The following is a 15,989-nucleotide window of genomic DNA, read 5'->3' as shown; positions in this document are numbered from 1 at the left end:
CCGGGACCTCCCCACCGAAGGCGCCAACCGATGGAAGGCCCCGGCTCAAGGCCGGGGCGACGAAGTCGCTTGTATTCCTGAAACCTGAAACCTGAAACCAATATTCGAGTCCAAGAGCCACCTCGCCCCAACACCCACGCAAGCGTCCGATGCTATCCACCCCACCCCTATCGCTCTACATCCACCTGCCCTGGTGCGTAGCCAAATGCCCGTATTGCGACTTCAACTCGCACGCGCTGAAGGATGAATTGCCCGAAGAGCGCTATATCGACGCGCTGCTGGCAGATCTCGAGGTGGACCTGCCACGCGTGTGGGGCCGCCCGGTGGTCAGCGTCTTTCTCGGCGGCGGCACGCCCAGCCTGTTTTCGGCGGCCGCCATCGACCGGCTGCTCGCCGGCGTGCGCGCCCGGGTGCCGCTGGCGCCGGGCGCGGAGGTCACCATGGAAGCCAACCCGGGCACGGTCGAGCACGATCGCTTCGAGGCCTACCGGGCCGCCGGCGTCAACCGGATCAGCCTGGGCATCCAGACCTTCGACGACGCGCAGCTCAAGAAACTGGGGCGCATTCACTCTGCCGATGAGGCGGCCAGCGCCATCGAGGCGGTCAAGGCCGCCGGCTTCGAGCGCTTCAACCTGGACCTGATGCGGGCCCTGCCCGGGCAGACGATCGACGAAGCCGTTGCCGACGTCGAACGCGCGCTGTCGTTCGGGCCGCGCCACCTGTCGCACTACCAGCTCACCCTCGAGCCCAACACCGTGTTCGCCAAGCACCCGCCGCCGCTGCCGCCGGAGGACACCGTCATCGACATGCAGGACGCCTGCGCCGAACGCCTGACGGCCGCCGGGCTTCGCGACTACGAGGTCTCCGCCTGGGCCCAGCCGGGGCAGGAGAGCATCCACAACCTCAACTACTGGCGTTTCGGCGACTACCTGGGCATCGGCGCGGGCGCCCACGGCAAGATCACCCTGCCGGCCGAAGAACACATCGTTCGCACCCGCCGCAAATCCCACCCGCGGCCCTACCTCAGTGCCGCCGAAGACGGCAGCTTCATTGCCGAGGAAAAGCCGATCGCGGAAGCCGAACTGGCCTTCGAGTACTTCCTCAATCGTCTTCGTCTCGACGAGACGATTCCGCTCGCGGAGTTCTCGTCCCGCACCGGCCTGTCGCTCGACAGCATCGCCGGCCCGCTCGATCGCGCCCGGGAACTCGGCCTGATCGCCACCGACGGCATCCGCGCGGGCGATCGGGGCGGGGAGCCGCCTCCCGAGGCGACGCTGCGCCGCACCGAAAGGGGGCAGCGCTTCCTTAACGACCTGCAGGCGCTGTTCCTGTAGCACGATTCCGAACAGGCCGGGGAACCCGGCTTCCACGGGCCTGTCACAGATCGTTTCCTCTGCCATAATCGGCCACGGATTTCGGGAGCTTCCGGCATGCGCAGCATCGTCTCAATCACCACCCTGCTGGTCGGTATCGCGCTGATGCTGGCGGGCAACGGCCTGATCGGCACCTTGCTCGGCGTGCGCGGCGGCCTCGAGGGCTTCTCGAGCACGATCCTGGGCATGGTGATGGCCGGCTACTTCAGCGGTTTCGTCGCCGGCACCTTCATCGTGCCGCGCATGATCCGAGGCACGGGCCATGTGCGCACCTTCGCCGCGCTGGCTTCCATCTGCTCCGTGACGGTCCTGCTGCACGGTCTCTATCCCAACCCACTGGTCTGGTTCGTCGCGCGCGCGGTGGCGGGGGTGTGCATCGTCGGCATCTACATCGTCATCGAGAGCTGGCTCAACGAACAGACGACCAACGAGCAGCGTGGACACATCTTCTCGGCCTACATGACCACGACGCTCATCGGGCTGGGCATCGGCCAGGTACTGCTGCTGGCCGGTGATATCAATACGCTGCAGCTCTTCGCGCTGGCCTCGGTACTCATGTCGATCGGCCTGGTACCGGTCGCGCTCACCCGCGTGAAAGAGCCGCCGATCGTCGAGGCCCATCGACTCGGCCTGCGCAAGCTCTACGAAGCCTCGCCGCTCGGCGTGGTGGGCGCGCTGTTTGCCGGTGTCGGCACCGGGGCCTTCTGGGGCCTGGCGCCGGTCATGGCGGCGGGTATCGGTCTCAACCCGTCGGGCATTTCCGGCTTCATGAGCCTGAGCATCCTCGGCGGCGCCATCGTGATGTGGCCCATCGGCCTGCTCTCCGACCGGCTGGACCGCCGGAAGGTGCTTGCCTGGGTCTGCCTGGCGACCGGCATCGCGGCGCTCGGCGCCCTGTGGCTGATCACCTGGGATTCGCGACTGATCCTGGTCGCCGGCCTGCTCTACGGCGCGACGGGATTCAGCATGTACTCGCTGTCGGCCTCGCACACGAACGACCACATCGCATCCGAACACATGCTCGAGGCGACCTCGAGCCTGCAGCTGCTCTACGGTTCCGGCGCGATTGCCGGCCCGCTGTTCGCGGGCTTCCTGATGGAGTGGTTCGGCCCAACCACCTTGCTCGCCTTCATGGGCGTTGCCGCCCTGGTTCCCGCCGGGTTCGCGCGATGGCGCATGTGGGTGCGCCCACCGGTGCCGCTCGACGAACAGGGCGACTGGGTGCCGCAGTTCGCGACTTCGCCAGCAGCGCTGGAGATGTATCCGGAGGCGGAAGAAGAAGACGAGTCCGACGCTGTCTCGACCGAGCAGCCCGCCGACGAAACGCGCTGATCGCCGCGTGGGTCGGGGTCGCATCCCCGACCTACGCGGGCACCGTCAACTCCACCCGAAAACAGCCAGCCTCTCGCCGCGTCTTCAAGCGCGCCCCTTCCTCGTAGGCGAGCGCAAGACGCTGGCGGATGTTATCGAGCGCCATGCGATTGCTCTCCGCCGGTCGCGCCGAGTCGGCAGGCAGGGGATTGACGACCTCGAAGCGCAGGCGGTTTCGCGAGGCGCGCTCGCCGCGAATGGACAATCGTCCACCCTCGGGCAAGCGCGCAATGCCGTGGACGACTGCATTCTCCACCAGTGGCTGGATAAGCAATGCGGGCAGCTCCTGCGACAAGGGCAAATCATCAGAAAGCCTCCAGTCGACCTGAAGGCGCTCTCCCAGGCGCAGCGCCTCGAGACGGAGATAACCCCGAACCAGCTCGAGCTCCTCGCCCAGCGATTGCGTAGCGCCCGAACGCAAACCCGTCCGAAGCAGATCGGAGAGATCGAGCGTCGCCTGCTCCGCCTCGTCTGGCTTGTCGTGAACCAGGCTGGCTATGGTGTTCAGTGAGTTGAACAGGAAGTGGGGCCGGATGCTGGCCTGCAGGGCGTCGAGCCTTGCGCGAGCCTCGGCGGCTACCTGCTGCTTCCACCGCTGCTGCAACACCAGGTATCTGACCAGCGCCATGGAGGCCAGGAGACTGACGAGGACATTGCGAAGCACAAACCAGAAACCGCCTCGAGCATCCCCCAGGGGCAGGAAATTGACCACGATAAAGCTGGCCAAGAGGCTCACCACGGGAATCACGAGAAAAAGGGCCCATCCCATGATCCTGCCGGCCCTGTCGGCCAAGAAGCGCCTGAATCCACAGATCAGCGCCGCGGAAACCAGTACGACCCATTGCACGAACAGCATCGACAAACCGAAGTTCAGCCAGAACGACTCCGGGTTCGCCGTACCTGCCAGCGCGAAAATCAAAGCGACAACCGTGCCCACGAGAACCAGCAGGAGAATGCTCGATGGGGTACACAGGTCGGGGAGGTCGGCGGGCATCAGCTGCCCGGAAGGCCGTTGGCGTTGATTGTTCACTTTGGAGACATGCGGCCGTTACGGGCGAATTGTCACGATAGCAGAGCGAAAAAAACCCCGCCACAGCGGGCGGGGTTGCACATGAAACCAGCTGCAGAGTGCCGCCAGGGCTACCAGCAATCCTCGACGTCTCCGCTGCCGCTGACACCACGCGTCCCGTTGTGCGTCAGAGTGAAGTTGGCGCACTCGGTGTCGTTAGTCGCCTGCGAGCCCTGCGGCACGGCCGTGAGGGTGTAGGTCGCCGCGTCAATCGTCTGGTTGCCGGCGGCCATCTGATAGTGGTCGTTCTCCGAATCAACCGGAAAACTGACGTTGCACTCGTCGGAGTCGTACGCGTTGTACCGCGTAAAACAGCGCTCCAGTGCCTGGGCCGTATTCATCAGGATGGCTTTGCCTTCGGTGCGGTTGCTGCGGGTGACGTAGGTCGTGTAACTCGGTATGGCAATGGCCATGACGATTGCGAGAATGGCCATAGCCACCAAGAGTTCAATCAGCGTAAAGCCCATGCCACGCCCAACTGGATTTACAGGCCGGCTCATTATCGCGCCTCCTGCGGAGATATCGAGATGATGGTATCTCCGTCGCTACGGACAATGACCCGGGCACCCGCCTTCAACCAGTCTGAATGCCCACCACGCCCTTCCCGACGTGCAGATTCGTAATCAGAGCGGAATCCCTCGGGAAGGCGGTAAGCCTCTCCGCTGAGCGTCACGGTACCCCGAGCCAGATCCACACTCTCGATCATCATTATCTCTTGCGTTCCCTTGGGACGATCCGGAAAATCCCCAGGCGCCTGGGCGACCGCACTCAATGCAATCAACGCAGGGAGCAGAAACATTCCCACTCTGGTCACAATCTTCATTGCAGAATCCTCGTTTTTACCGACGTCGCAACGCCTCACTTGACCTGCCGCCACACCTGTCGGCCTTCGCAGATGGTTCCCAGCGGAAGGAACGAGCCGCCTTCAAACAGTGGCGGGATACCAAATTCCGAACACCAACCCTGAGGCTCTCCGCCGTTGGCAGGCGGCGCGCCGGGGAAGTCGTCCGGATCGGACGGATCCGATGGATCGCTGTTACCCGGGAAGGTCACGTCACCCACTTCTCCGGGCTGGCGCTGCTTGATGGCCACCGGCGGTGAGAACGGCGCGCCTGCACCGACTTCGATTGCACCACAATTGCTGCAATACGGCAACGCACCGTTACCGGAAAGTGCATCCATCGCGTAGGTTCGCTGAATGCCACCCGGAGTACACGGGTCCTCGACCGGCTGATACGTGGAAATGATGACCGTCCCGAAGACCACACGGGGCTTGGCGAGCGTGCGTTCGCCATTGGAGCTGTCGCTCACGGCAAGGTCCATGTACCAGCCGTTCTGGGAAACACCGCCGCTTTCAAGGGTGCGCATGGGCGGCTCGCCGTCCTCGGTCTCAGCCACCGCGATCTCGACTTCGGCCAGTGCACCGTTACCGTTGAAATTGTTGCTGACGGGTTCACCCAGATCGCGGACGGCGTAGAAGCGGTCCATTTCGGTTTCCAGGCGATCACTATCTTCGATCAGCTTCCCGGTACCGAAGTAAACCATCAAGCCGCCGCTCGGGTGAGCCGCAACATTGGGCGTCGATGTGATGGCGCGTCCATCCGGATCGGTGAACAGGCCGTCCTCGTATGGCACGGAAGCCGTGGTGCCGTCGAAATCGATACGCCACATGTTGCCCTTCAGGTCACCGGCATAGACGCGGCTGAGATGCGTTCTGGTCGCCGGATCGCGCCAGCCGACAACACCGGACAGGCCGTTGTCACCATAATCACCAAGCTCAATCTCCATGACGCCTTCGCCGTTCTCTCCAGGACCATTCTCGAGATCAACCACGAAGAGACGCGCCTGCTCGCTTCCTGAGTTGTAGCCGTTTCCGAATACCGCCACCCATTTACCGGAGTCCTCGTCACCGATTCGCGTAATGATGGGCTCGCCGAACGTGTAACCCAGGTCGAAATCCTGGAACTCCCACAGAACATCGTCCTGGGAGAAGCTCTCAGGATCGGTGACATCGAGCGCAAACACACCGCGCCCGCCGGCACCGAGTGTACCGACGAGATAGGTGCCCCAGCTACCGCCGATCTTGGCGTCGGCCACGGCGATCTGTCCGTCGACGAAGAACTTGTGACTGTACTCGGGGTCGGCAAGCTCATGAAGCTTGTGGTGAACAGTGGACGGCACGTAAGCGAAAAGCTCCTCGAGCGTTTCCGCATCGAAGGCATGCAGCATGCCGTCATTGGCGCCGATGAACAGGGTGTCTTCACGGGCATAATCGCAGGCGCCTTCGACTTCGTCGCACCGGTCAGGATCGTTCTTGTGGCCGTCGATGTAGTCGAGGTAATCCTGGTCCAGTCGACCCCAGCCTTCGTTGCCTGAGCCGGAGAAGAACGGGCGAGAATTGACGATGTCGCCGAGCATGACGCTACGCTCACGGAAAGCCTCGGGATGATCGCCGTCCGGCGTGTCGTTTCCGCGAATGTAGTTGATGATATTCTCGGCAGTCCAGGCCTCGCCTTCCGGCGCACTCCAGGTCAGGCGCGAGCGGAGCGCGTCAGCGGCTGTGGTGTCGAAAACAAGGCCTTCTTCTTCTACGGGATCGTAGGAGAAAATCTTGCGTCCATTGGCTCCCTGAGACTCGAGCTGCTCGGTCGCCAGGCTCTCCACCGAACCATCTTCGGCGTTCAACGCAAACAGTTCGCCACTCCAGTCGGCACTATCGAATGCCGCAGCATAGACCAACGACTCCGTCGTCAGGCGTGTGGCACTGACAGCGACACTGGTGGTGGCATTCGCACGGGCCACCACTTCTGAGAGGATCGCGGACAGCTCCCGCGCAAACTCGACCGGGTCAGCCGCACTAAAGAAGCCCCCCTTGCTGTTGACCGCCGCATGCAAGAGATCATCGATCTTCTCCGGATCGCCGTCGTCCGGATCGGGCCAGCGATCGTCTTCGGGCGGCCACGCAAAAGCAGCCTCCGTATCCTGGATCGTACCCGTCACCCCGAGACCGACACCGAAAGTCACCATATGCTGGCGCTGATTCTGGTCTTCCTCAGACGTGGGCACGTTGTTGTCGATATCGTCCCGAAGATCCGTGTCGTAGTACTTGTAGGCTACATCGGCAAGCGTCTTCGACTCACCATCACCGTCTTCGTCGGCGACGCTCGGATCACCACCACTCCAGTAACCGTCAGTCATCAGAATCGAGTAGCTTTGGCGACAACTTAGAAGTCGGGAAGTATTATCTTCGGGGTCTTCTCGCCAAGGCTCTGCCGTTTCGAAGTATTCACCCGCTTCCTCCAGCGCTGTGCGGAGCGGAGTGCTCCCGTTGACAGTCCCATCCTGATCATCAAGCCAATCGAAGAACGCAACTCTGTGCTCGTCACTGAACGAACGAACGCCCGAGTAGTCATTCTGGGAGTTAATTAACCCATAACCAACCCGCATTCGGGTAGATTGCTCATGAAAGGCCTGACTAACGCCGACCTTGGCCACCATCATGCGTGTTCGGTAATAGGAGAACCAGTTAGCAAAATTTTGCTGCACCTCCTTGCTTTGCGTGCTGACATTCACATACTCATAGCAGTCGTTATCAAACGCATGGTCACAACCATTCAATCGAGGATTGTATCGGTAATAGAAAGCTGCTCCCGCTCTTCCATACGGGCTGACCGCAAACCCCTCATTGGATTGATTGCCATAATAATAGTCATCCATGACCGCCCGATAGTTGCTATTGAGGTCCACGCACCTAACCCGAAAGTCAGAGCAATCCCCGGCTCCGTAGCCATTCAGCCTTGCATCGTCAAACTTCATATCCGGATAGCGATCGCCATTGGGCTTAATTGGGGGCACATACCTGGTGTCGGGATCAAAATAGATCTTGTTCAGATAACTCGAGACAAGAAAGGCCAACTCTCTGCCATCAGCACCAATGGCACACATTTCATAGTCTCTCCCCTCCCACTCCTCATCGGAGCAGTTGCGTATCAGGTCGTCAACCAGGGAAGAACCTGACGCAAAGACCCGGTCCAGCTCTCCAGGCATGAAGCCAAACCTCATTGACCCGGAATCGTCAAGGAGGAACTTGATATTGGGGTCAATCGAAACGGCGACGAACATCGGCGAATCCGAGATATTCAGGGTGGCCTGAGCGGAATTCGAAACGCCGACCGAGCCGGCGATCACCACGGTCAGAACCAGAATCTTGATCTTGTTAATCATCATTGCTTGCTCCTGCGGCCGCAATCACTGCGGCCAGAAGAAAATGCTCTGTACGATGGATTCGGAAGTACCCGTCGGGCTGACGGCTCTCGCGACCACGAGAAAGTATTCACCGGCCGTATTCATGTCGGCCTCTGAAACCGGGCGGCAGCTCGAGCCGTAAGGCGTTTCTCCAACCGTATAGTCGCTCAGATCTACCACCAGGAATTCACCGTCGGTATTGGGCGCGTCGCGCCACCCCGGGTTATCCCAGTTGTAGCCGGACATGGTGCAATCATTTCGGTTGAGCCCCGTCTCTTCCCAGGTCGGCGGCACGTAGCCGAGGCCGCCCGATCCGCCCATAACGTACTGGGTCAGGCGATCCTCGATTTCGCGCAGGGTTCGCTCGGCCTCCTGGAAGGCAATATTGGAATCGGCGACGTTGCCCGCCATCCGCTCTTGCATGATGGCCGTGTTGCTGGAACTCAGGCCGATGATGGTCAACAGGAGAAGGAACATCAGGCCGATGAACAGCGTGGCGCCGGATTGTTTTTTCATGGAAGGCATGTTTACAGTCATTTCCGGCCTCACATCACGATCTGACGGTTGCGCAAGCTGATCGACGCGAAAAACGGCTGACGCAGGCGCCCGTCTTCAGGGTGCGTGAACTGCGTGCTGGCAAGGTCGAAAGTTCTTTGCACCTGACCATCCGCCATGGTGTCGGGCGAGCGCATCAGCATACTCAAGCGAACGCCGATGACAAACTGCCAGTCGGGCACCTCGTCGGCCGGCAGCCAGAAATCGACTGTCTGTCCGTCGCCTCCCTGCTCCACCGGCAGGCTGTAGCCGTAGAGAACCTGCATGGTCTCTACACCCTGGACCAGCTCTTCTGTAACGATGCTATCCGTACCTTCGCTGAGATTCGCCCGATACAATCCCGGTTCCTGCGTGTCGGCGTTATAGCCGATGTAGTAGGCGAGGACGCGGATTCGGAACATCTGCATGCTCTCGTCATAAGCAGTACTCCAATCCAGGCCATTCTGGTTGCCGGGGCCCGGACTGGCGCAATTACCCGACCCAGCGGAAACGGCGCTGGCGTTGCCATTCGAACGATTCTGGAAGAGGTCGGCACCGGTCGTGCAGTTGGTGATCAGCACGATTTCATTCTTGGCCAGGGTATTGGGATTATTAAGGGTGATGGCGTTTGCGTTGGCGGGCTGGTTGCCGTCTGCGGTCAAGCCGGGGATCACGACCGGCTGGCGAACAACGACCACATCGCTGCCCGGTACGACTTCGCCGTCGAGGATATCCGGCAGGTCGATGGTGCCGGCGCCGTCGGCCGACTGCCAGCTGGAGGCGCTGCCGCTGGCCGGTTCGATGTCGGCTTCGTCAAGCGTGTAGGCCTCACCCCGGCCGGTACTGGCGTATTCCCAACCCACGAAGGCCCGGTTGGGGTTGTAGATGGAATTGACGTAGTTGTCGCAATCGGATCGAAGGTGATTACGAATCTCCATGTCGGCGGCACAGAACCCATGGGTGCCCACCTCGCGAAACTCGCGCTTGAGCAATTCTATGCTGAAGCGGCCGTTCTCCTGGACTCTTGCAAGCGCCTCGTTGGACATCTGCGTGGCGCGGCTACCGATGAACAACTGGAGAATGGCTCCGACAACCAGCAGGCCGAGAACCATGGCAATCATGAGCTCGATCAGGCTCAGGCCTCGCTGGCGGTTTCTTATGGTGCGAAAAGGTGTCATGGATGCTTGGCTCCCGAATCAGATGCGCGTCGTCATGACGAGGGATTCCCCGTCGCTGACCGCGTCTTCGATGCGCGCTTCGTCCCAGGTAACGGTGACGGTGATCTGACCGGCATCACAGTTCGTGAACTGGATTGCCAATTCACCGCCGGGCAGCTGGGTCTCGACGAAATTGTCCCAGGACTCAAGAACGGGCAGACTGCAGGAGTCGATCGCCGCAGAACGGTTGACTCGTGCGAAGTCGGTCACTTCATAAGCCAGGTTGGTTGCCTGGGTGCGGTAGTAGGCGCTCTGTCCGGCCTGGAGGGAAAAACCCTGGAGAGCGGCGAGACCCAGCAGGCCCACGGACATGACGAGAATCGTGACCAGCACCTCGATCATGCTGGTGCCGCCCTGGCGGGCCGGGAATTGATGCCTGCGATGACCCATGATCAACTGCACTCCACTCTTTCGGCACTGGCGCGGCCGGTGCGGCCGATGGAAATGTTGCGCTGCTTGTCGCCGGTGCAATCCGGGATGCGCATTTCGTACTCGGGCGGTGTGACCCCCGGCGCGATGTCGATCTGGCCGTCGGGCAGGTAGCGCACGAAATCGGCGGCGTCATCGCCGGCAATGGTTGCACCGCCGCCGAGCGAACCCCACACGCGCAGAACCTCTTCTTCGGATACCGTCGCCTCGCCCGCGGCATCTTCGTCGTCGATCACGACGATCCAGCCTTGTTCCCAGCTGCCGCCGCAGGTGGCGCCGTCGGAACTCGAGCAGACCGAGATGGGCCGCTTGCGCTTGAGCGCTTCCGAGCGCGCCAGCTGGAAGGCCGTAACCAGGTCGTTCGCGCTGGCGGTCATCCGGCTGTTCTGGATGGCACTCAGGAAACTGGGCACCGCTACCGATAACAGGATCGCCAGCAATGCGATTGTGATCAGCAGTTCCAGAATGGTGAAACCGCGTTGGGATCTTGAGTTCACGACAGCGCGCGCCCCGATTGCTTTGACTCAGGGCTACATTACTGCCGCGCAACAGGCGGGGAAAGGGCCAGGCGACGAGCGGGGCCGGAATCCAGATCAGCGGTCGGACCGCCTCCAGGAACGCAGAAAGCCACCGGCCGCGCGGGGCGGCCGGTGGCTTTCGCGGGATTCAGCGCGCCGTGGCGGCGCGGCTGTGGCTTACTTCTTGCCCTTGCCGTAGCGCTGCTTGAAGCGGTCGACGCGGCCGCCGGAATCCATGATCTTGTGCTTGCCGGTATAGAAGGGGTGCGACTTGCTCGAGACTTCCACCTTGACCAGCGGGTACTCGTTGCCGTCTTCCCACTCGATGGTTTCCTTGGTCTGGACGGTCGAGCGGGTCTTGAAGACGAGGTCGCTGGACAGGTCCTGGAACACCACTTCGCGGTACTCGGGATGGATTTCGGATTTCATGGCACTCGGTTCCTGGGTCGATCTGACGAAAATAGCCGGGTATTGTCACGGATCACGCCGGCAAATGCAAGGCTGACAGGGGTCCGGGGAACACTGGCGCCCTTGACAAGGTCTGATGTATTGTGAAAGTCCACCCGCACGGGAGGTTTGAGATGAGGACACTCACTCTTCTGCTCATCGTCACCGCGGCCCTCGCCGTTTCCGCCTGCGCCAGCGTTTCCGAAAAGCGCGCGCCCACCGAAGTCGACAAGGATTACGTCGGGGCCGTCGAAAGCCAGGCCCGGCTGTCCGGCGTCGACGTGCAGTGGGTCAACCCGCCTCGCCGGAACCGAACAACCGACGAAGAAGGCTGACGGACCAGCCGAAGTCGGACGCAAGGCTTGCTCGACGCCCCGAGCGGCGTTCAGGAGCCTTATTGCGCCGCCGAATCTAGAGATCGAGTGGATCGACGTCCACGTGCCAGCGCACGCGGCGAGCGCTCTTCAGCTCGTGAATTGCCGCCAGGCGCGCGCTGATGTGATTGGACAGCACAGCGCGGCTGTCGCACTGCAGCCACAACTGGAAGCGCCAGTAGCCGCTGCGTCGCGTCAGGATGGCCGGCAGCGGTCCGATCGTTTCGATTTCCCGACCGCCCAGCAGACCGGCCGCATCGGCCAGAAAGCGGCGCGCCGGCTGGGCATCGTGCGCCTCGGCGCGCAGCAGGGCCAGTGCACTGGCCGGCGGCAACCGGGCCTGCCGTCGCTCTTCCAGAAGGGGGGCCGCGTAGGAGAGGTAATCCCCCCGCCCCAACGACTCGAGCAACGGATGCTCAGGGTGCCGGGTCAATAACAGGAATTCCCCCCCGCGGTCGCCGCGCCCGGCCCGGCCCGCCACCTGCGCCACGGTCTGCCCCAGCCTTTCGGGTGAGCGAAAGTCGGCACTGAACAGGGCCTGGTCAACGTCGAGAACGGCCGCCAGCGTGACACCGGGCAGGTGGTGCCCCTTGGCCAGCATCTGCGTTCCCACCAGCACGCAGGGCTCACCCTGGCCAACCCGCTCGAGCAATCGGCGGAATTGGTGCTTGCCGCCCATGGCGTCTCGATCGACGCGATGCACGGGCACGTCGGGAAAACGCTCGGCAACCTCCTCTTCCAGGCGCTCGGTGCCGGCGCCCAGCGCAACCAGCGCGGGTGATCCGCAATCCGGGCAACGCCTGGGCTCGGGCCGCTGGCTGCCGCAATGGTGGCATTGCAGGCTGTGGACGGCCTGGTGGAAGGTCATGTGCGCGCTGCACCGCTGGCAGTCGGCCTGCCAGCCGCATTCCGAACACATCAGCACGGGCGCATAGCCGCGCCGGTTCCGGTAGATCAGTACCTGCCCGCCCTCGCCCAGGTGGCGACCCATCGCTTCGACGAGTTCCGGCGACAGGCTGCTCCGCGATCCGCGCTGGTCGACGATGCGCCAGCGCGGCTGGCGGGCCTCGCCGGCACGCTGCGACAGGCGCAGCATCCGGTAGCGATCCTGCTCGACGTTGAACAGGCTCTCGAGAGAAGGCGTCGCCGAGCCGAGCACCACCGGAACCCGCGCCGAACGCGCCCGCAGGACGGCGACGTCGCGGCCGTGATAGCGGGCGCCGTCGCCCTGCTTGAACGAGGCGTCGTGTTCTTCGTCGACGATGAACATGCCCGGCCGGGCGAGCGGCAGGAACACGGCCGAACGCGTGCCCACGACCACGCGCGCCCTGCCCGATCGGGCGGCCTGCCAGCAGGCCAGTCGTTCGCCCTCGCTCAGTCCGGAGTGGTAGAGGTAAGCCGGCTCGCCCAGCCTCGATTCGATGCGGCGGACGAGCTGGGGCGTGAGGCCGATCTCGGGCGCCAGGATCAGCACCTGCCGCCCGGCGGCGAGCACGCGGCGGGCGGCCTGCAGGTAGACCTCGGTCTTGCCCGAACCCGTCACGCCGGCAAGCAGGAAGGCTTCGAAACGACGCCGGGCGCGGAGGACGGCGGCCAGGGCCGACCGCTGCTCGGCATTGAGCCGCGGGCCCGCGTTTGGCGGCGGGGGCGGCGGCCGCTCGAGTGATCGCAGCAGGCCGCCTTCGCTCATGCGCCGCAGCACCTCGGCGCCGGCGCCGCTGCGCGTCATCAGCTCCTCGCGCGTCAGGGGCCCTTCGAGCAGGAGTTCACGCACTTCCACCTGGCGCGGCGCGCGGGCCAGGTCGGCCTGGCGACCCGCTTCGGTCAACTCGAAGGCAGCGGGCGGCGGCGCCCGGAACTCGCGGCTGCGTCGCAGCGCTCCGGGAAGCAGCAGGTTGACCGCCTCGCCCGGCGGAAAGACATAGTAGCGGGCACACCAGCCGATCAACTCGAGCAACTCGGTGTCGATAAGGGCCTCATCGAGCACCCGCTCGATCGGCCGCAGCCCCTTCGGCGCCTGCCCTTCGGGTTCGCCGTGCTCGATGACCAGGCCGACGAGCCGTCGCCGGCCGAAGGGGACGAGAACGCGGCTACCCGGGGGAGGTAGTTGCTGGTCGGGAACAGGCAGGTAGTCGAACAGGCGCGGCAGCGGAACCGGAACCGCCACGCGCGCCACCGTCTGGGGCGGCGCGCTCATTCAGGACGTCCGCAATCGAGGGTGGCGCTGCCCGAAGCCCACCGGCGTTCAGGGCGTCTGGCGATGAGCCAGCAGGCGCTCCTGGTCGAGGTCGATGAGGTCGCTGAGGATTCGGGCGGTTTCCTCGAGGTAGAGGTCCTCATCTTCATTCTGCTCGTCTTCACCCGAACGCTCTTCGTCCTGCACGTTGTCGCCCTCGGCGGAATCGGGCCCGGTTTCGCCGTCATCCTGACCGGCGTCATCGGCCATCGCCATGCCGTCGTCGGCGCCGAAGCGCTCGGCCCGGCGGGCCTCGGCCTCTTCCATCTCCTGTCGGCGCTCGGACTCCAGCAGGGAAATGCTCTCGCGATGGCTGTCGGCCTCCCACTCGGCGAGGTCCTCGACCAGCGCGACCAGTTCTTCGTCGGACTCCAGGCGCACTTCGTGACGGTGGCGGGCCAGGTCGATCAGCGGTTCGAGGTCGGCGACCGGCTCGTACTCGGTGGGATCGATCTGCGCCCAGGGCATCGCGAAGTCGAGCGCGCTCTCGCCGTACTCGTCCGGGTCGCCGGCGGTGGGCAGGCGAATATCGGGAATCACGCCCTTGTTCTGCGTCGAACCGCCGACAACGCGGTAGAACTGCGCCATGGTCAGCTTGAGCTGGCCGAGCTGCGTGTCTTCGCTCCGGGCCATGTTGTCCAGATTGATCAGGTTCTGGACGGTGCCCTTGCCGAAGGTCGGCTCGCCGATGATCACACCGCGGCCGTAGTCCTGGATGGCGGCGGCGAAGATCTCCGAAGCGGACGCGCTGCGACGATCGACCAGCACGCCAAGCGGCCCTTCCCAGGCCATGCCCGGCTCGTTGTCGGTCTTGAGCTCGACCTTTCCGCGTGAATCGCGCACCTGGACGACGGGCCCGGTGTCGATGAACAGGCCGGTCATCGTGGTCGCCTCGACCAGGGCCCCGCCGCCATTGCCGCGAAGGTCCATGATCAGACCGTCGATGTCCTGGCCCTTGAGCTCGTTGATCAGTTTGCGCACGTCGCGGGTGCTCGAACGGTAGTTCGGCTCATTGCGCGAACGGCCCTCGAAATCGACGTAGAACACCGGCACCCGGATCACGCCAATACGGCGCGTATCGTCCCCGGCCGGCAGTTCGATCACTTCGCTGCTGGCAGCCTGCTCTTCGAGCTTGACCTCGTTGCGAACGATGCGGATGACCTTGGACGGACCGCTCAGGCCGGTGTCGGCCGGCAGGACCTCCAGGCGGACGACGGTGTCGCGCTCACCGCGAATCTTGTCGACGACGTCGTCGAGCCGCCAGCCCACGACGTCGACGATCTCGCCGTCGTCGCCCTGCCCGACGCCGACGATGCGGTCGCCGGACTGCAGACGGCCGTCGAGGTCGGCGGGACCGCCCGGCACGATTTCCATGACCGTGGTGTACTCGGTCTCGCGCTGGAGCATGGCGCCGATGCCCTCGAGCGACAGGCGCATCGAGATTTCGAAGTTCTCGGAGGTGCGCGGCGACATGTAGGCCGAATGCGGCTCGATCGAGCGGGTGAAGGCGTTCATGAAGAACGAGAACACTTCCTCGCTGTTGAACTCGTGGATGCGGCGGCGCAAGTTCTCGTAACGTTCGCTCAGGGTCTCGACGATTTCCTCGTCGGACTGGTCGGCGAGCTTCAGCCGCAGCCAGTCGTTCTTGACGCGCTTGCGCCAGAGCTCGTCGAGCTCTTCAGCCGACATCGCCCAGGGCTCCTCGCTACGGTCGAACTGGTAGTCCTCGTCGATGCTGAAATCGAAGCCCTCCTCGAGAAGCTTCAGGGCGTGGGCAATGCGCTCGTCGGAGCGCTGCACGTAGCGATTGAAGATCTCGTAGGCCGGCTCGAGATCGGCGGTGCGCACGGCGTCGGCCATGAAGTCGCTGTACTCCGACAGCGCCTCGATATCGGCGGAGGTGAAATACATGCGGTTGGGATCGAGCACCGACAGGTACTGATCGAACACGCGCCGGGAAAACTCGGTGTCGAGCTCGGGGCTGCGGTAGTGATAGCTGGTCATGAACCGCGATGCCAGCCGGCTGGCGAAGCGGTGCTTGGGCTCCGGGCTGAGCGAGACGGCCGTTTCCGCGGCCGCGCTGGCCTGGCCTGCCGGCTGCTGCAGCAGCAGGGCCGGCACCACCAGCACAGCGAGCAGGGAGACGAGGAAGAGTCTGATCGAATTGATATTCATG

14 protein-coding genes are annotated in these 15,989 nt (G+C 63.4%); 3 read left to right on the top strand and 11 right to left on the bottom strand.

Going from position 1 to position 15,989, the window contains the following annotated elements; all coding sequences use genetic code 11:
- Positions 1 to 149: 149 nt before the first annotated feature.
- Both hemW and DZC52_RS05830 read left to right on the top strand, forming a co-directional pair.
- Positions 150 to 1,334 carry a radical SAM family heme chaperone HemW gene (gene hemW, locus DZC52_RS05835; RefSeq protein ID WP_116650184.1) on the top strand — a complete coding sequence of 395 codons (1,185 nt, stop codon included), beginning with the start codon at positions 150 to 152 and terminating at the stop codon, positions 1,332 to 1,334.
- Between the two features lie 96 nt (positions 1,335 to 1,430).
- Positions 1,431 to 2,705 (top strand): MFS transporter, encoded by a 1,275-nt coding sequence (locus tag DZC52_RS05830; RefSeq protein ID WP_116650183.1) that lies wholly within the window; start codon positions 1,431 to 1,433, stop codon positions 2,703 to 2,705.
- 31 nt (positions 2,706 to 2,736) lie between these two features.
- Here DZC52_RS05830 and DZC52_RS05825 read toward each other — a convergent pair whose 3' ends face one another.
- From DZC52_RS05825 to DZC52_RS05785, 9 genes are all read right to left on the bottom strand, one after another.
- Positions 2,737 to 3,738: a sensor histidine kinase gene (locus DZC52_RS05825; RefSeq protein ID WP_116650182.1), complete on the bottom strand. Its 1,002-nt coding sequence runs from the start codon at positions 3,736 to 3,738 to the stop codon at positions 2,737 to 2,739.
- Positions 3,739 to 3,884: 146 nt separating this feature from the next.
- Positions 3,885 to 4,313: a type IV pilin protein gene (locus DZC52_RS15835; protein WP_116650191.1), complete on the bottom strand. Its 429-nt coding sequence runs from the start codon at positions 4,311 to 4,313 to the stop codon at positions 3,885 to 3,887.
- A complete protein-coding gene (locus tag DZC52_RS05815) occupies positions 4,313 to 4,636 on the bottom strand; it encodes a hypothetical protein (RefSeq protein WP_116650181.1) in 324 nt (107 codons plus the stop codon). The genes DZC52_RS15835 and DZC52_RS05815 overlap by 1 nt, the downstream gene beginning before the upstream one ends.
- A 35-nt stretch (positions 4,637 to 4,671) precedes the next feature.
- Positions 4,672 to 8,040, bottom strand: a complete 3,369-nt coding sequence (locus tag DZC52_RS05810) for a pilus assembly protein (RefSeq protein ID WP_147307619.1) — start codon at positions 8,038 to 8,040, stop codon at positions 4,672 to 4,674.
- A 21-nt stretch (positions 8,041 to 8,061) separates the two neighbouring features.
- Positions 8,062 to 8,574 carry a pilus assembly PilX family protein gene (locus DZC52_RS05805; protein WP_181918799.1) on the bottom strand — a complete coding sequence of 171 codons (513 nt, stop codon included), beginning with the start codon at positions 8,572 to 8,574 and terminating at the stop codon, positions 8,062 to 8,064.
- A 29-nt stretch (positions 8,575 to 8,603) separates the two neighbouring features.
- Positions 8,604 to 9,770, bottom strand: a complete 1,167-nt coding sequence (locus tag DZC52_RS05800) for a PilW family protein (RefSeq protein WP_116650190.1) — start codon at positions 9,768 to 9,770, stop codon at positions 8,604 to 8,606.
- An 18-nt stretch (positions 9,771 to 9,788) separates the two neighbouring features.
- A complete protein-coding gene (gene pilV, locus DZC52_RS05795; RefSeq protein ID WP_116650178.1) occupies positions 9,789 to 10,199 on the bottom strand; it encodes a type IV pilus modification protein PilV in 411 nt (136 codons plus the stop codon).
- A 2-nt stretch (positions 10,200 to 10,201) separates the two neighbouring features.
- Positions 10,202 to 10,735, bottom strand: a complete 534-nt coding sequence (locus DZC52_RS05790; protein WP_116650177.1) for a GspH/FimT family pseudopilin — start codon at positions 10,733 to 10,735, stop codon at positions 10,202 to 10,204.
- A gap of 198 nt (positions 10,736 to 10,933) precedes the next feature.
- Positions 10,934 to 11,185, bottom strand: a complete 252-nt coding sequence (locus DZC52_RS05785) for a type B 50S ribosomal protein L31 (protein ID WP_116650176.1) — start codon at positions 11,183 to 11,185, stop codon at positions 10,934 to 10,936.
- A 152-nt stretch (positions 11,186 to 11,337) separates the two neighbouring features.
- Between DZC52_RS05785 and DZC52_RS05780 the strand changes: the two genes are divergently transcribed.
- On the top strand, positions 11,338 to 11,538 hold the full coding sequence (locus DZC52_RS05780) for a hypothetical protein (protein WP_116650175.1): 201 nt from the start codon (positions 11,338 to 11,340) through the stop codon (positions 11,536 to 11,538).
- A 76-nt stretch (positions 11,539 to 11,614) separates the two neighbouring features.
- Here the strand turns inward: DZC52_RS05780 and DZC52_RS05775 are convergent, their stop codons facing one another.
- A complete protein-coding gene (locus DZC52_RS05775; RefSeq protein WP_116650174.1) occupies positions 11,615 to 13,774 on the bottom strand; it encodes a primosomal protein N' in 2,160 nt (719 codons plus the stop codon).
- 48 nt (positions 13,775 to 13,822) lie between these two features.
- A complete protein-coding gene (locus tag DZC52_RS05770) occupies positions 13,823 to 15,988 on the bottom strand; it encodes a carboxy terminal-processing peptidase (RefSeq protein ID WP_116650173.1) in 2,166 nt (721 codons plus the stop codon).
- Between the last annotated feature and the right edge of the window lies 1 nt (position 15,989).

The organism is Wenzhouxiangella sediminis, assembly GCF_003410055.1.
GTDB classification, from domain to species: Bacteria; Pseudomonadota; Gammaproteobacteria; order Xanthomonadales; family Wenzhouxiangellaceae; genus Wenzhouxiangella; species Wenzhouxiangella sediminis.
Note: the sequence above shows the minus strand (reverse complement) of the source record. Positions and strands in the feature narration are given on the sequence as shown.

Coding starts and splice junctions, on each gene's coding strand:
- DZC52_RS15835 (WP_116650191.1), bottom strand. CDS start 4,313: ATGAGCCGGCCTGTAAATCCAGTTGGGCGTGGCATGGGCTTTACGCTG.
- DZC52_RS05810 (WP_147307619.1), bottom strand. CDS start 8,040: ATGATGATTAACAAGATCAAGATTCTGGTTCTGACCGTGGTGATCGCC.
- DZC52_RS05780 (WP_116650175.1), top strand. CDS start 11,338: ATGAGGACACTCACTCTTCTGCTCATCGTCACCGCGGCCCTCGCCGTT.
- pilV (WP_116650178.1), bottom strand. CDS start 10,199: ATGGGTCATCGCAGGCATCAATTCCCGGCCCGCCAGGGCGGCACCAGC.
- DZC52_RS05815 (WP_116650181.1), bottom strand. CDS start 4,636: ATGAAGATTGTGACCAGAGTGGGAATGTTTCTGCTCCCTGCGTTGATT.
- DZC52_RS05775 (WP_116650174.1), bottom strand. CDS start 13,774: ATGAGCGCGCCGCCCCAGACGGTGGCGCGCGTGGCGGTTCCGGTTCCG.
- hemW (WP_116650184.1), top strand. CDS start 150: ATGCTATCCACCCCACCCCTATCGCTCTACATCCACCTGCCCTGGTGC.
- DZC52_RS05825 (WP_116650182.1), bottom strand. CDS start 3,738: ATGCCCGCCGACCTCCCCGACCTGTGTACCCCATCGAGCATTCTCCTG.
- DZC52_RS05830 (WP_116650183.1), top strand. CDS start 1,431: ATGCGCAGCATCGTCTCAATCACCACCCTGCTGGTCGGTATCGCGCTG.
- DZC52_RS05770 (WP_116650173.1), bottom strand. CDS start 15,988: ATGAATATCAATTCGATCAGACTCTTCCTCGTCTCCCTGCTCGCTGTG.
- DZC52_RS05800 (WP_116650190.1), bottom strand. CDS start 9,770: ATGACACCTTTTCGCACCATAAGAAACCGCCAGCGAGGCCTGAGCCTG.
- DZC52_RS05785 (WP_116650176.1), bottom strand. CDS start 11,185: ATGAAATCCGAAATCCATCCCGAGTACCGCGAAGTGGTGTTCCAGGAC.
- DZC52_RS05805 (WP_181918799.1), bottom strand. CDS start 8,574: ATGAAAAAACAATCCGGCGCCACGCTGTTCATCGGCCTGATGTTCCTT.